Below are 15107 nucleotides of genomic sequence, written 5' to 3'. Positions count from 1 at the left end.
ACCGGCCCGCCGCTCACGTCGCCTCCCTCGGCACGACCAGCTCCACCTCGGTGCCCTCCCCCGGCGTGCTCGTCAGCGTCGCCGTGCCGCCGAGGTCGCGGGCGCGGCCGACGATCGAGCCGCGTACGCCGAGCCGGCCCTGCCGCTCCGCGTCCTCCAGCCGCCCCGCCGCGAAGCCCGCCCCGTCGTCGCGCACCGTGACGACGACCTCGTCCCCCAGGTCCTCGAGCAGCACCCACGCCCGGGCGCCGGGGCCGGCGTGGTGGCGGACGTTGTCGAGCGCCGCCTGCACCGCGGCGACGAGCTCGCCCGCGCGGCCTGCCGCCAGGGGGACCGGCTCCGCCGGGACGGCGACGACCACGCCGTCCGCGGCCAGGGCGCCGAGCAGGGCCGCGAGGTCGGCGGTGCCCCCACCTCGTGGAGCCGGTGCGCGTGACACCAGGGTCCGCAGCGCGCGCTCCTGCTCGGCCGCGGCGCGGCCCAGCCCGGCGAGCTCGGGGTCGGGCGAGCCGGCGGTCTGCCGGGCGACGAGCGCCAGCACCTGCAGGGTGCCGTCGTGGACGGCGCGGCCCAGCCGCTCGCGCTCGCGGAGGGCCGCCTCCGCGGCGCGCGACGCCGCCAGCTCGCGCTGCGCGCCCCGCGCGAGCGTCGACGAGGCGCCGAGCAGCACGCCCGCGAGCACGAGCAGCACGCTGTTGTGCAGCGTGGTCTGCGCGAACGACCCCCGCTCCAGCACGCCCGCCGCCGCGACGCACAGCGCCGCCGCGAGCCCGCCCCTCCACCCGAGCAGCAGGGCCCAGGCGATGACCGCGGCCGCCGGCCACACCACGGGGAGGGTCTGCGCGCCCGCCTCCACCCGCGCCGGGTCGTCCAGCGCGCGCGTCGCGAGCAGGGCGCCGACCGCCAGCGCGAGCTCGACCCCGAGGGCGGGGCCGCGGGACCGGCGCGCTGCGTACGCCACCGGGGCCGCCGCCGTCCACGCGAGCAGGACCAGCAGGACGAGCCAGCCGCCGACCGGGTGCCGGTAGTGGGCCTCCGCGCGGGCGTAGAGCACCACGGCGTACGCGAGGGCGAGCGCGCGGAAGCCCGCGAGGGTCCGCCACTGCACGCCATCGACGCCGGTCACACCCCCATCGTGGCGGAGAGGTGCACCAGCGGGGATGAGTACGCGTGCTCAGGCGCCGCCCCCGCCCGGGCGACGACGGTGGACGCATGCACCGGACCGCTCCCCTCGACGAGGCCGCCCTCGCGGCGCGCCTGCTCGACACCTCGACGTGCCCCGTCTGCGGGACCCCGCTGCGGGGCAGCACGTGCTCCGCCTGCGGCGCCCGGCTCGCGAGCCCCGCGGGCACCGAGCTCGCCGGCGTCTCCCGGGACGCCGCGCAGCTGCTGCTGCGCCGGGCCGACCTCCTGCGCGCGCTGCCCGTCGCAGTGCGCCCCGCGCCTGCGCTGCGCCCGGAGGCCTCGCCGCGCAGCGTCCAGCAGGTGCTCGTCGCGCTCGGCGCCCTGCTGCTCGGCACCGCGGCACTGGCCTTCACCGTCGTCTCGTGGGGCGGGCTCGGCATCGCCGGCCGCGCCGCCGTCCTCGTGGCGGTCACCGCCGCGGCCGCCGGCGCCTGCCGCCAGGTGCTCGCCCGCGGGCTGCCGCGCACCGCGGAGGCGCTCGCCGTGCTCACGGCCCTGCTGCTCCTGCTCGACGCGTACGCCGCGCGCGCCGCCACCCCCGCCCTCGGGCAGGTCCCGCCGGCGGCCTGGTGGGCCGGGGTGCTGGGCGCCCTCGGCGCGGCGGCGCTGACCGGTCGCAGGAGCAGGCTCCGCACGCCCGCCACCGGCGCCGCGCTCGCCCTCGGCGGCGCGAGCTGGGTGCTGGGAGACGCGGTCGGCACGCCCGCGCGCGGCCTGGCCCCCGTCCTCGGCAGCGCCTTCCTGCTCGTGCTCGTCCCCGCGCTGGGGCACCGCTCGTCGCGCTGGACCGCGCGCGTCACGGCCGTGGTGCTGTGGGGCGCCGCGCTCCTCACGGCGACGGTGGTCCTCGCCGACCCGGGCGCGGCCGCCCTCGGCGGCGGGTCCGCCACGGCCGTCGCCGCTGCCGTGCTCGCCGCCGCTGCCGCCACCGCCGCGGCCCGCGCGGTGAAGCCGCGCGCCGCCCTCGTCGGGTACGCCGCGGCCCCCCTCGCCCTCGTCGCTGCCGTCACCGCAGCCGCCGGCCACCGCCTCGCCGCCGACCGGGTCCTCGCGCTGGTCGCCTTGCTCGCCGTGGTGCTGTGGGGCGCCGCGGCCGGCCACCGGCTCCCCCTCCTCGCCCGGGCGGGTACGCGGTGCGCCGCCCTGCTCGCCGCCGGCTGCGCCGCCCTCGGCACGCTGCCCGCCCTGGCCGCAGCGCTCGCCGCTCCGCTCACCGCCCTCGACCGCAGCCGGGACTGGACGCTGCCGCACGCGGTGGCCACCACCGCGTACGCCGACCTGGACGTGAGCGCCGGTCTGGTGGCCACCCTCCTGCTCGGCGCCGGTCTGGCCCTGCTCGCCGCACGGGACGCGGCCGAGCGGCGTCCGGTGGCGCGCGCTGCCGCGGCGGGGCTGATTTCCGCGGCGGTCGTGCTCGTCCCGCTGCTCGCGGGGCTGCGCACGGACGCCGCCGCCGTCGGCCTCGCGCTGGTGGGGAGCGCCGCCGCGCTGCTCGTGCGGAGCAGGTGGGAGCGGCTGGCCGGAGCTTCCGTCGCCACCGTCGGCCTCGCCTGGGCGGCCGGGGACGCCCGCCTGACCGCGGTCGTCGCCTCCCTCGGGGCGCTCGCCGCGCTCCTGCTCGCGCGGCGGAGCCCGGCGGAGCGCCCGGTTGCCCTGCCGTCCGCCCTCGCGGCCGGCGCGCTCGCTGCCGCCGCAGCGGCGCACTCGGCCGGCGCGGCACCCGCGTGGGCGGCGCTCGCCCCCGTCGCGGTCGCGGCGGCCGGCGTCGTCCTCGCCGCCTGGACCCGGGACCGCCCGACCGAGCTGGCAGCGGTGGCGGTGGGCCTCCTCGCCGGGCTCGTCGTGGGCCAGCAGGAGCTCGAGCCCGCGGTCTCCGCCGCCCTCGCCCTGGCCGGTGCCGCAGCCGCCCTGGTCGCCCTGGTGCCGGAGCGCCGGTCGGTCGGCTGGGTCGCCGGGCTGCTGCTGACGGCGGCGACCTGGTCGCGGCTGGACGGCGCGGAGGTCCGGCTCGTCGAGGCGTACACCCTGCCGCCGGCCGTCGCGCTCGCTGTCGCGGGCGCCCTGCTCGGGCGGAGGTCGTCCGACGCCCGCTCGTGGACCGCGTACGGACCGGCGCTGCTCGTCGGGCTCGTCCCGAGCCTGCTCCAGGGACTGTCGGAGCCGGGTGCGGCGCGCCCGCTCGCCGTGGCCGTGGCCGCGGCGGCCGTGACGCTCGTGGGGGCGCGGTCCCGGCTGCAGGCCCCGCTCGCGGTGGGCGGCGGTGTCCTCGTCGTCGACGCGCTCGACCAGGTGGGCCCCGCGGTCGCGGCGCTGCCGCGCTGGCTCGTGCTGGCCGTGCTCGGCTGCGCCCTGCTGGCGGTCGGCGCGCGCTACGAGCAGCGGCTGGCCGGCCTCGCCGCCCTCAGGACGCGGTGGCGCTCGTGGCGCTGAGGGTCGGGTGCGGCAGCTCGACGAGGAGCACGGCCACGTCGTCGGTCAGCAGGCCGCCGACGTGGTCGGTCACCGTCGCCATGAGCTCGTCGAGCGCGTGCTCGGCGCCCGCCGGCCCGCTGGAGCCCGGCCGCGGGGTCAGCAGCGTGGCGGCCTGGACCAGGTCGTAGAACTCCCCCGACCGGTCCCGCGCCTCCGGCAGGCCGTCGGTGTAGAGCAGCAGCCGGTCGCCGGGGGCCAGCACGAACCGCTCCGGCTCGGGGTCCACCCCCAGCCCGAGCGGCACCGTCGGCCGCGAGCCGAGCGGCTCGGGCGCCGAGCCGGCGGTGAGCCGCAGCGGCTCCGGGTGGCCGCAGTTCACGAGGGTCAGCGCGCCGTCGGGCCCGATCTCGGCGAGCACCGCGGTGACGAAGTCCTCGTCGCGGGCGCGGGCCGCGATGGCCGCGTCCACGCGCCGCGCGAGCTCGCCGAGGTCGACCTCGGGACGGGGGGCGGCCGCCCGGAAGGCGGAGAGCACGGCGGCTGCGGTGTGCACGGCCTCGAGCCCCTTGCCGCGGGCGTCGCCGAGCAGCAGCCGGACGCCGGAGTCGACGGCCACCACGTCGTACAGGTCGCCGCCGACGAGGGCCTCGGCGCTCGCGCTGACGTAGCGCGAGTGCAGGTTGAGCCCGCCGACCGTGGCGGGCACCGGGTGGATGATCGTCGCCTGCGCGACGGCGGCCACCTCGGTGACCCGGCGGATGTGGTCCTCGCGCCGGGTCCGGATCTCGGCGCTCACCACGGCGAAGCCGACCAGCGCCGTGCTGCCCGCAACGCGGATCATCCCCTGGTGGGTGTCGAGGTCCCCCACGAGCGTGCCGCTGAGCAGCACGACCGCCCCGACCGAGACGACCGAGACCAGCAGCGTGGTCCACCACCGGAAGACGAGCGACGCGGCGAACGGTCCGATCGCCAGCCAGGGCACCACGACGAGCCGCGAGCCGAGCCCGTCCTGGACGAGGGTGATGAGGACGACGGAGCCGAGCGCCGCCGTGAGCAGCCACGCGCGCCGGGGCGAGCGCACGTCCTGCCGGAACGCGCGCAGCCAGCGGGGGAGGCGGTCGTCGATGATCCCAGCCTAGGGCCGGGGCCCCAGCGACTCCCGTCGAGCCCACGGACTACCAGTCGTCGCCCGCCGCGAGGCGCAGCGCGATGAGCTCGGGCAGGGCGATGGACTCGCCGTCGCGGCCGCCGGCGCCCACGACCAGGGGCGGGTCCGACGCGGCGAGCTCCACGCCGCGGAAGCGCGCCCGCAGCCCGCCGGGCACGGTGAGGACGTAGAACGCGCCGTCGAGGCCGACGCCCAGCGTGTGGTTGCGGCGGAGGTACCAGCCCTCCACGCCCGTGCGGTACGTCGAGCGACCGTCGTGCCCGCGCGCCGCGAGCTGCGCCGTCCTCAGTCCGCGGGAGCGCGCCTGGGCGGCGAACTCCCGCAGCAGGGCGGCGGCCTGCTCCGCCTCGGCCGCCCGCTTGCGGGCCGCGGCGTCCGCCAGGCCCTCCGCCGCCGCCCGGCGCTGCTCCTGCCAGGACGAGGACGAGGAGGGCGGTTCGGTCACGCTCTGCACGCTACCCGCCTCTGCGCGCTACCGACGGGGCCGTCGGGCATGCTCGAGGGGTGACGTACGCGACCGCCCCCTCCAGGGCCGCTGCCCCGCCGTCCGGCGCCGGCCGGCCGCGCACGGTCGGGCTGCTGCTCCTCCTCAGCGCGCTCGCGCTGCTGGGGGTGCTCGGGACGTACCGCGTGTTCGTCCGCTCGCTCACCGGCCAGCAGGTGGAGCGGGCGGCGATGGGCGGCAAGGGGCTCGCGCTGCGCGCGGGCGGCACGTCGGTCACGCGGGTCCTCGACGTCGTGTCCGTCTCCTCGGTCGCGCTGGCCCTGCTCGCGGCGATGGCCGTCGGCCTGCTGCGGGGCCGCTGGCGCTCGGCGCTCGGTGCCGCGCTCATCGTCGCCGGCTCGACGCTGACGACCGAGGCGCTGAAGCACAGCCTCCTCCACCGGCCGACCTGGCTCGACGGCGCGCAGAACTCCCTGCCCAGCGGCCACACCACGGTCGCGGCCTCCGTCGCCGCGGTCGCGGTCCTCGTCAGCCCCCGCGGCCTGCGTCCGGGCGTCGCGCTCGTCGGCGGCGCCTACGCGATGGTGACCGGCGCCGCGACCGTCGTCGCCGGGTGGCACCGGCCGAGCGACGTCATCAGCGCGTTCGGCGTCGTGCTCGCGTGGTGCGCGCTGACCGCCGCGGTCGTCGTCGCGCTCTCCCCGCCGCCGGAGGGCCGCGGCCACCCCGGCCCCACCCACCGGGTCGTCGCGCTCTTCCTCGGCTCGAGCGCGCTGGTCACCGGCGTGGTCGGCGCCGGCCTCATCGGCCTCACCGCCCGCCGGCTCCCCCACCCGCTGGGCGAGGTCCGCCAGGTCGCGGCGTACGCGGGGGAGCTCGCCGCCGTCGCCGGCGCCGGCCTGCTGACGACGGCGCTGTGGCTCGTCATCGTCCCGGTCGTCGACGCGGCGGGGCAGGCCGTGGAGGACGTGCAGGACTGACCCGGTTCAGCGGTGGTCCCCGCACCGGGGCGCCGCGGCCAGTAGGGTCCGGCCATGCCTCCCGTCCGCCGCCTCGACGGCGGGGGCGCGACGCTGCGCGACGTGGCCGCGCTCGCAGGCGTCTCGCCGCGTACGGTCTCGAACGTCGTCGGCGGCTACGCGGCCGTCACGCCCGCCACCCGGGCCAAGGTCGAGGCGGCCATCGCCGAGCTGGGCTACCGGCCCAACGTCCTCGCGCGCAACCTCGCCTACGGCCGCACCGGGCAGATCGCGGTCGTCGTGCCCTACCTCGACACGCCGTACTTCGCCGAGCTGCTGCAGGCGATCATCCCGCGGGCCCGGGCGCGCGGCTACGACGTGCTCATCGACCAGACCGACGGCGACGCCGACCACGAGCGGGCGCTGCTGGCGCGGGCGGCGGGCAGCTTCCGCTACGACGGGCTGATCCTCTCCCCGCTCGGCCTCGTCCAGGAGGACCTCGCCGAGCGCGACCCGACCCTGCCGCTGGTCGTGCTCGGCGAGCGCCGCGCGGAGCCGGGCTTCGACCACATCGGCATCGACGACGTCGCTGCGGCCCGTGACGCCACGGCCCACCTGCTCGGTCTCGGCCGGCGGCGGGTCGCCGCGATCGGCGAGCAGCGCGACCGCGAGGGTGTCGCCGCCCGGCTGCGGACGCAGGGCTACCGGCAGGCGCACGCCGAGGCCGGCGTGGAGGTCGACGAGTCGCTCGTCGTGCCGCGGCCGCGGTTCAACCGGCGCGACGGCTACGAGGGCATGGTGCAGCTGCTGGAGCGGGACGACCCGCCGGACGCGGTCTTCGGCTACTCCGACCTGGTCGCGCAGGGCGCCGTCCGCGCGATCCTCGAGCGCGGGCTGCGCGTGCCGGAGGACATCGCCGTCATCGGCTACGACGACATCGACGAGGGCCGCTACAGCACGCCCACCCTCAGCACGATCTCGCAGGACCGCGGCTCGCTCGGCACGCTCGCGGTCGACCGGATCCTCGCGCGGGTCGAGTCGGGCGCGCAGGTGCCGGGGCAGGAGCTCCTCGTCGAGCACCGCCTGGTGGCCCGGGAGAGCACGCTCGGGCGCTGAGCGCTCACGCGCCCGGCGCGTGCATCTCCAGCAGCGGGGAGACGTGCAGCGGGGCGCCCGCGCGCCAGGTCAGCTCGGCCGTCCCGTCCGCCCGCGCCGTGACGTCGAGCGTGTGCGGCGTCTCCACGAAGGCGATCGAGGCACGCAGGTCGCCGTGCTCGTCCCAGGCCCCGCTCGTGGCGAGGGTGATCCGCCCGCCGCCGGGGGCCCCGGTCGTCGCCGTACGCCACTCCCCCGTCCCGAGGGGCACCTCGACGCCGGCGGTGCCGATGACCCAGCCGGTGCCGTCGCGGCGCACCGTGAGTCCGGCACCGCTGCCCCTGCTCGCGGTGTACGCGTCGAAGCCCTCCCCCGTCGGCGCTCCCGCGACGGGAGGCAGGGAGAGCGAGCCGAGGCGTGCGGCCAGCGCGACGTCGTCTGCGCCGGGCGCGCGGTCGAAGGCGGGCAGCAGGTGCTCCCACACGAGGTCGAGGACCGCCCCCATGTCGGTGGTCTCGGTGAACAGCGCCAGCACGGCGTCCTGCTCGGGCAGCACCAGGCAGTACTGGCCGAACGCCCCGTCGCCGCGGAACCCGTGCCGGCTGCGCCAGAACTGGAAGCCGTAGCCCTGCTCCCAGTCCGGACCTCCGGCGTCCGGCGTGGGCACGTGCACCTTCGACGCCTCGTCGACCCACGCCTCCGGCAGCAGCTGCTCGCCGTCCCAGCGCCCGCGCTGCAGGAGGAGCAGGCCGTGCCGGGCGACCGACCCGGTCGTCGTGAAGAAGCCGCTCGAGGCGACCTCCTGGCCGTTGGGCAGGCGCAGCCACCCGCCGTGGTGGACGCCGATCCGGTCGAACAGCCTGCCCTGCAGGAAGTCCGTGAGCCCCTCGCCGCTCGTCCGCGTGACCAGCTCGCCGACGGTGTACGTGCACGGCTGGTTGTAGGCGAACAGCGTCCCCGGCTCCGCGTCCGGCGGGATGCGCAGGAAGCTGCGCACCGGGTGCGCCTTGTCCTCCAGGTGGTCGACCGTGTCGGCGGCGTGCCCGCTGGCCATGCTCAGCAGGTGGCGCACCCGCAGCCGGCCCCACCGCTCGTCGAGCGGCTCCCCCGCGAGCTCGGGGTAGTGGTCGAGGACGAGGTCGTCGAGCCCGAACAGCCCCTCGGCGACCGCCAGCCCGGCGGCGGTCGAGGTGAAGCCCTTGCTCAGCGAGTAGACGAGCTGCGGGCGCTCCCCGTCCCACGGGCTCCACGAGCCCTCGGCGACGACGGCACCACGGCGTACGAGCACCAGGCTGTGCGGCCAGATCTCCGGGTGGGCGTCGAGCGCGTCGAGCAGGGCGAGGACCCCTGCGGGATCCACGCCCTGCTCGGACGGGGTGCTGCGCGGGAGGTCGGCCACCGGCCGATCCTAGGTCGGGCAGCTAGAAGCCGCGCGCGAGGCGGTAGTACGCCGCGTTCCAGCGCAGCTCGTCGGCGAAGCGGCGGGCCGTCGACTCGCCGTCGAGGATCGCCAGCTCGGTCCGCGCCATGCCGGCGAAGTCGTGCAGGACCTCCGGCTGCAGCGCGGCGGAGAGCACCGTGTGGTGCGGGCCGCCCGCGAGCAGCCAGCCCTCGACCGCGGTCGTGAAGTCGGGCTTCGGCTCCCACACCGCGCGGGCGACGGGCAGCTTGGGCAACGGCTCGTCCGGCGCGACGACCTCGATCTCGTTGGCCACGAGCCGGAACCGCTCGCCGAGGTCGGAGAGGCCGACCACGAACGCGCTGCCGGGCGCGGCGTCGAACACCAGGCGGACCGGATCCTCCCGGCCGCCGATGCCGAGCGGGTGGATCTCGACCTTCGGCTTCTCGGAGGCGATGGAGGGGCAGACCTCGAGCATGTGCGCGCCGAGGACCTTCGGCGTGCCGGGCCCGAAGTGGTAGGTGTAGTCCTCCATGAACGACGTGCCGCCAGGCAGTCCCTCGGCCATGACCTTGAGGATCCGCACCAGCGCGGAGGTCTTCCAGTCGCCCTCGCCGCCGAAGCCGTAGCCGTCGGACATGAGGCGCTGCACGGCGAGGCCGGGGAGCTGGCGCAGGCCGCCGAGGTCCTCGAAGTTCGTCGTGAAGGCCGTGTAGCCGCCCTCGGTGAGGAAGGACCGCAGCGCGGCCTCGATCTTCGCGCCGTAGCGCAGGGAGTCGTGGCGCTCGCCGCCCGGGAGGAGCTCGGGCACCACGGCGTACGCGTCGGCGTACTGCTGCACGAGGGAGTCGACCTCGGCGTCGGCGACCTGGTCGACGCGCTCGACGAGGTCGTTGACGCCGTAGGTGTTGACCGAGACGCCGAAGACCCGCTGCGCCTCGACCTTGTCGCCCTCGGTCACGGCGACGTCGCGCATGTTGTCGCCGAAGCGGACGAGCTTGAGGTGCTGGCTCGCGTGCCACCCCGCGGCCGCGCGCGACCAGCCCGCGACGCGGGAGACCACGCGCGGGTCGCCGGCGTAGCCGGCCACCGTCTTGCGCGCGACGTTCATCCGCGTCTCCAGCGCGGCGAACTCGCGGTCGCCATGGGCCGCCTGGTTGAGGTTCATGAAGTCCATGTCGATCTCGGACCACGGCAGCGCCTCGTTCGCCTGCGTGTGCAGGTGCAGCAACGGCTTGCGCAGGGCGTCGAGACCGGCGATCCACATCTTCGCCGGGGAGAAGGTGTGCATCCACGCGATGACCCCGATGCAGGAGTCGTCGGCGGTGGCGTCGAGGCACGCGCGGCGGATCGCGTCCGCCGTCTTGAGCACGGGCTTCCACACGATGCGCACGGGGATCTCGCCGGTCGAGGAGAGCAGCTCGGCGACCTGCTGGGACTGCTCGGCCACCTGGACGAGCGTCTCCTCGCCGTAGAGGTTCTGGCTCCCCGTCAGGAACCAGATCTCGGCGTTGTCGAATGCGGTCACGGGTCGATCAGGCCTTTCCGGGCTGTCCGTAGACGTTCTGGTAGCGGTCGTAGAGCCGGTCCACCGACTCCTGGGGGATCGGCACGAGCGGGCCGCCCTGCCGGGCGATGTGCACGGTGCGCGCGACGTCCTCGCACATCACGGCGGCCTTCACGGCGGACTTCGCGTCCTTGCCGATGCTGAAGACGCCGTGGTTCTGCATGAGCACCGCGGGGGACCTGCTGTCGCGCAGGGTGTCCACGATGCCCCGGCCGATCGAGTCGTCGCCGATCAGGGCGAACGGCCCCACGGGGATCGGCCCCCCGAACTCGTCCGCCATGGCGGTGAGCACGCAGGGCACCTCCTCGGCGCGCGCGGCCCACGCCGACGCGTACGTCGAGTGCGTGTGCACGACGCCGCCGACCTCCGGCATGTTCCGGTAGACGTACGCGTGGGCCGCGGTGTCGCTCGACGGCGAGTGCGCGCCCTCGACGACGGTGCCGTCGAGGTCGCACAGGATCATCGACTCGGGCGTCAGCTCGTCGTACGACACCCCGGAGGGCTTGATGACGAAGAGGTCCGCCCCCGGGACGCGGCCCGAGACGTTGCCCGCGGTCCAGACGACGAGCCCGTAGCGCACGAGCTCGGCGTGCAGGTCGCTGACCTGCTGGCGGACCCGCAGGACGGCGTCGGTGTCGAGGGTCGCGGTCATGCCCCTGCTCCCTTCCCGTGGGCGTCGCGGCGGATGGCGCGCAGCCGGTGCAGCAGGCCGCCGAGGGGGCCGTCGTCCGGCCCGAGGGCGTCGTGCAGTCGGCGGTACTCCGCGTAGAGCAGGTCGTACGCCGCGGCGCGCTCCTCGTCGGGGACGAAGGCCGCCTCCTCCTTGCGCCCCATCGCCTCGCTCGCGGCGTAGACGTCGGGGTAGGCCCCGGCCGCCACCGCGGCATGGATCGCCGACCCGAGGGCCGGGCCCTGCGCGCTCGCCAGCAGCGAGAGCGGCCGGCGGGTCACGTCGGCGTAGACCTGCATGAGGAAGGCGTTCTTCAGCAGGCCGCCCGCGACCACCAGCTCCTGCACGGGGACGCCTGACTCCTCGAAGGCCTCGATGATGCGCCTGGTGCCGAAGGCCGTGGACTCCAGCAGCGCGCGGTAGACCTCCTCCGGCTTCGTGCCGAGGGTGAGCCCGGCGATGACGCCGGAGAGCTCGTGGTCGACCAGCACCGAGCGGTTGCCGGAGTGCCAGTCGAGCGCGACCAGGCCGTGCTCGCCGACCGCCTGGCGCGCGGCCAGGTCGGTGAGGTGCTCGTGGACGCTGACGCCGCGGGACTCCGCGGCCTCGACGTACGCCGGCGGCACCGAGCTGCGGACGAACCACGCGAAGATGTCACCGACCCCGGACTGCCCGGCCTCGTAGCCCCACAGGCCCGGTGTGATCCCGTCGCGGACGACGCCGCACATGCCGGGCACCTCGCCCAGCTGGTCGGAGTTCATGACGTGGCAGGTGCTGGTGCCCATCACGGCGAGCATCTGCCCCGGCTGCACGGCCTTCGCCGCGGGAGCGGTCACGTGCGCGTCGACGTTGCCGACCGCGACGGCGATGCCCTCGGGCAGGCCCGTCCACGCCGCCGCCTCCGCCGTGAGGCTCCCGGCGCGGGCGCCGAGCGGCGCGAGCTCCTGCTCGACCTTGCCGCTGAAGAAGCCGCCGAACTCCGGGTGGAGCGCCTCGAGGAAGTCCTTCGAGGGGTAGGCCCCGTCCTGGAGCACGGCCTTGTAGCCGGCGGTGCAGACGTTGCGCACGTAGGTCCCCGACAGCTGCCAGATGATCCAGTCCGCCGCCTCGACCCAGCGCTCGGTGCGGGCGTAGAGCTCCGGGTCCTCCTCCAGCAGCTGCAGGCCCTTCGCGAGCTCCCACTCGCTCGAGAGCTTGCCGCCGTAGCGGGCGATCCACGGCTCCCGGCGCTCGTGCGCGAGGGCGTTGATCCGGTCCGCCTGGCCCTGCGCGGCGTGGTGCTTCCACAGCTTGACGTACGCGTGGGGACGCCCCGCGAGCTCGGGCAGCTCGCACAGCGGCGTGCCGTCGGCCAGCGTCGGGAGCACCGTGCAGGCCGTGAAGTCGGTCGCGATGCCGACCACGCGGGAGGGGTCGACGCCGGACTCGCGCAGCGCGGCCGGCACCGCCTCCTTGAGGACCTGGACGTAGTCGGCGGGCACCTGCAGCGCCCAGTCGGGTCGCAGCCGGGTGCCGTCGGGCAGGGCCTCCTCGAGGACGGCGTGGGGGTACTCCAGCACCCCGCTGCCGAGCTCGGCCCCGTCGGAGACGCGGACCACCACGGCCCGGCCCGACAGCGTGCCGTAGTCCACGCCGACGACGTACGTCTCGCCGGCGCTCTGCTGGGTCGTCTCCTGCGTGCTCATCTCAGCGGGTCCTCCGTGTGGTCGGCTCGGGTCGCCGGGAGCTCGTGCGGACGACCAGCTGGGCTGGGACGACCTCGGAGCGCTCGACGCGGGAGCCCTGGATCTGCGCGAGCAGCAGGTCGATGCTCTTGCGTCCGAGGGCGGGGAAGTCCTGGCGGACGGTGGTCAGGGGCGGGAGGTAGAACGCGGACTCGGGGACGTCGTCGAAGCCGACGACGAGGATGTCCTCGGGGCAGCGGCGGCCCCGCTCCGACAGCGCGCGCAGCACGCCGAGCGCCATCGGGTCGTTGGCGACGAAGACCGCCTCGACCGTCGGGTCCTCGGCGAGCGCGAGGCCGGCGGCGTAGCCGGACCCGGCGCTCCAGTCGCCGCGGTGACGGAGCTCCGGGACCGGGCGCCCCGCGTCCTGGAGCACCTGGCGCCAGCCCTCGACGCGGGCGTCGGCCTCCAGCCAGTCGAGGGGCCCGGCGACGTGGTGCACGGTCGTCACGCCCTGGTCGAGCAGGTGGCGGGTGGCGTCCGCGGCCCCGTGGACCTGGTCGACGTAGACGCGGGGCGCTCCGCAGTCCGGGTGGCCGTCGATGACCACGGCCGGCACGCCGTCGGGCAGCTCGGCGAGCGCGGACTGCGCCTGCTTCTGCGGGGCGATGACGACGATGCCCTCGACGGCCTGCTCCGCGAGCCGCTCGAGGGCGGCGCGCAGCGTGGTGGCGTCGAGGAACTCCTCGCTCGCGATGCTGACGTAGTAGCCCGCCTGGCGGGCGGCCTGCTCGATGGCGTGCACGGCGGTGGTGGGGCCGTAGAGCCGCGTGCCGAAGCTGACGACGCCGAGCGTCTGCGACCGGCGTGTGACGAGGGCGCGGGCGGCGATGTTGCGGCGGTAGCCGAGCTGCTCGATCGCGGCGAGGACGCGCTCGCGCGTCTCCGGCCGCACGGCCGGGGAGTCGTTGAGCACCCGGGAGACCGTCTGGTGGGAGACACCGGCGAGCGAGGCCACGTCACCCATGGTCGCTGCGCGCCTCATGGCCCTCCCCTCTCGACGACGGTGCCGACACGGCCGCACCGGAGGAGCAACCGACCTGTCGAGAGTGTTAGCGCTCACACCGGTGCTGTCAAGCGCTCTGGCGGAATCCGTCCGGGGGCCTGCCGACCGCCCCCCACCGAGCCGGTCGGGTTCGGACACGGAACGGTCACAAGAGGCCGCGACCGCTTGACGCTCACAGGAGACCGCCAGCACACTCCTCCACTGTTACCGCTCACACCCCCCGGCCCACTGCCGGTGGCGGACGTCGTGCCGCGCGCCGAACATCCGCTCGAGCCCCGGACGAGCTCCACTGGAGGAGACCGTGCGTACCTCTCTGAACCGCTTTGCCTTGGTCGGCGTCGCCGTCGTGCTCAGCGCCACGGCCGCCTGCGGACGCAGCACCGGCACCACCGCGTCCTCCGGCAGTGCCGGCTCCGCACCGGCGGGGAGCTCCGCGGCGGCCGCGGGTGGCGCCGGCGGCACGATCGGCATCGCGATGCCCACGAAGTCCTCGGAGCGCTGGATCAACGACGGCAACAACATGGTCAAGCAGTTCCAGGCCATGGGCTACAAGACCGACCTGCAGTACGGCGACGACAACGTCCAGAACCAGGTGTCGCAGATCGAGAACATGATCACGAAGGGCGAGAAGGCCCTCGTCATCGCCGCGATCGACGGCTCGTCGCTCACGGACACGCTGCAGAAGGCGGCGGACGCGAAGATCCCGGTGATCTCGTACGACCGGCTCATCCGCAACACGAAGAACGTCGACTACTACGCGACCTTCGACAACTTCAAGGTCGGCGTGCTGCAGGCGGGCTACATCGAGGACAAGCTCGGCCTGAAGAGCGGCAAGGGTCCCTTCACGATCGAGCTGTTCGCCGGCTCGCCCGACGACAACAACGCCGGGTTCTTCTTCAACGGCGCGATGAGCGTGCTGCAGCCCTACATCTCCTCGGGCAAGCTCGTCGTGAAGAGCGGCCAGACCAAGTTCGCCCAGGTCGCCACCCTGCGCTGGGACGGCGCGAAGGCCCAGGACCGCATGGACAACATCCTGTCCAAGTCCTACACCTCGCAGAACCTCGACGCGGTCCTCTCGCCGTACGACGGCATCTCCCGCGGCATCATCGAGGCGCTCAAGGGCGTGGGCTACGGCTCCGGGTCGAAGAAGCTCCCGGTCATCACCGGCCAGGACGCCGAGCTCGCCTCCGTCAAGGAGATCATCTCCGGCGAGCAGACGCAGACGGTCTACAAGGACACCCGCCTGCTGGCCAAGCAGGCCGTGACCATGGTCGACGACGTGCTCAAGGGCAAGACCCCGCAGACGAACGACGACAAGAGCTACGACAACGGCGTCAAGGTCGTCCCGGCGTACCTCCTCCAGCCGGTGAGCGTCGACAAGGCGAACTACGAGCAGGTCCTCGTGCAGGGCGGCTACTACACCGCCGACCAGCTCAAGTAGCCCACGGACCCCGTGGAGGGGTGGGCGGCCCCGCCC

At 75.6% G+C, this 15107-nt stretch carries 12 protein-coding genes; 4 read left to right on the top strand and 8 right to left on the bottom strand.

Annotation, left to right across the window (positions count from 1 at the left end):
* Positions 1 to 13: 13 nt before the first annotated feature.
* On the bottom strand, positions 14 to 1126 hold the full coding sequence (gene macS, locus EV189_RS03940; protein ID WP_196788516.1) for a MacS family sensor histidine kinase: 1113 nt from the start codon (positions 1124 to 1126) through the stop codon (positions 14 to 16).
* Between the two features lie 86 nt (positions 1127 to 1212).
* Between macS and EV189_RS03935 the strand changes: the two genes are divergently transcribed.
* Entirely contained in the window at positions 1213 to 3615 is a 2403-nt protein-coding gene (locus EV189_RS03935) for a zinc ribbon domain-containing protein (protein ID WP_130491604.1), read from the top strand.
* Here EV189_RS03935 and EV189_RS03930 read toward each other — a convergent pair.
* Both EV189_RS03930 and EV189_RS03925 read right to left on the bottom strand, forming a co-directional pair.
* A complete protein-coding gene (locus EV189_RS03930) occupies positions 3587 to 4678 on the bottom strand; it encodes a PP2C family protein-serine/threonine phosphatase (protein WP_130491603.1) in 1092 nt (363 codons plus the stop codon). The genes EV189_RS03935 and EV189_RS03930 overlap by 29 nt on opposite strands.
* Positions 4679 to 4772: 94 nt before the next feature.
* Entirely contained in the window at positions 4773 to 5210 is a 438-nt protein-coding gene (locus EV189_RS03925; protein ID WP_196788515.1) for a hypothetical protein, read from the bottom strand.
* Between the two features lie 59 nt (positions 5211 to 5269).
* Here EV189_RS03925 and EV189_RS03920 point away from each other — a divergent pair, with 59 nt between their 5' ends.
* Positions 5270 to 6190, top strand: coding sequence for a phosphatase PAP2 family protein (locus tag EV189_RS03920; protein WP_130491601.1), 921 nt, complete (start codon positions 5270 to 5272; stop codon positions 6188 to 6190).
* A 54-nt stretch (positions 6191 to 6244) separates the two neighbouring features.
* Positions 6245 to 7285 (top strand): LacI family DNA-binding transcriptional regulator, encoded by a 1041-nt coding sequence (locus EV189_RS03915; protein ID WP_130491600.1) that lies wholly within the window; start codon positions 6245 to 6247, stop codon positions 7283 to 7285.
* A 4-nt stretch (positions 7286 to 7289) separates the two neighbouring features.
* On the opposite strand, the gene EV189_RS03910 is transcribed toward EV189_RS03915, so the two are convergent.
* Genes EV189_RS03910 through EV189_RS03890 form a run of 5 tightly spaced genes read right to left on the bottom strand, consistent with a single transcriptional unit; the run spans position 7290 to position 13609 of the window.
* The gene (locus EV189_RS03910; RefSeq protein ID WP_130491599.1) at positions 7290 to 8663 is read right to left on the bottom strand and encodes a serine hydrolase domain-containing protein; all 1374 of its coding nucleotides are present in this window, start codon (positions 8661 to 8663) and stop codon (positions 7290 to 7292) included.
* 22 nt (positions 8664 to 8685) lie between these two features.
* Positions 8686 to 10191, bottom strand: coding sequence for an L-arabinose isomerase (gene araA, locus EV189_RS03905; RefSeq protein ID WP_130491598.1), 1506 nt, complete (start codon positions 10189 to 10191; stop codon positions 8686 to 8688).
* Positions 10192 to 10198: 7 nt separating this feature from the next.
* A complete protein-coding gene (locus tag EV189_RS03900) occupies positions 10199 to 10882 on the bottom strand; it encodes an L-ribulose-5-phosphate 4-epimerase (protein WP_130491597.1) in 684 nt (227 codons plus the stop codon).
* On the bottom strand, positions 10879 to 12585 hold the full coding sequence (gene araB / locus EV189_RS03895; protein ID WP_130491596.1) for a ribulokinase: 1707 nt from the start codon (positions 12583 to 12585) through the stop codon (positions 10879 to 10881). Before araB ends, EV189_RS03900 begins: the two co-directional genes overlap by 4 nt.
* Position 12586: 1 nt before the next feature.
* The gene (locus tag EV189_RS03890) at positions 12587 to 13609 is read right to left on the bottom strand and encodes a LacI family DNA-binding transcriptional regulator (protein ID WP_231116031.1); all 1023 of its coding nucleotides are present in this window, start codon (positions 13607 to 13609) and stop codon (positions 12587 to 12589) included.
* Between the two features lie 322 nt (positions 13610 to 13931).
* Here EV189_RS03890 and chvE point away from each other — a divergent pair, with 322 nt between their 5' ends.
* The gene (gene chvE / locus EV189_RS03885; RefSeq protein ID WP_269204163.1) at positions 13932 to 15071 is read left to right on the top strand and encodes a multiple monosaccharide ABC transporter substrate-binding protein; all 1140 of its coding nucleotides are present in this window, start codon (positions 13932 to 13934) and stop codon (positions 15069 to 15071) included.
* The last annotated feature ends 36 nt before the right edge of the window (positions 15072 to 15107 follow it).

This window comes from Motilibacter rhizosphaerae (assembly GCF_004216915.1).
Lineage (GTDB): Bacteria > Actinomycetota > Actinomycetes > Motilibacterales > Motilibacteraceae > Motilibacter > Motilibacter rhizosphaerae.
This window is presented reverse-complemented; position numbering and strand designations above follow the sequence as displayed.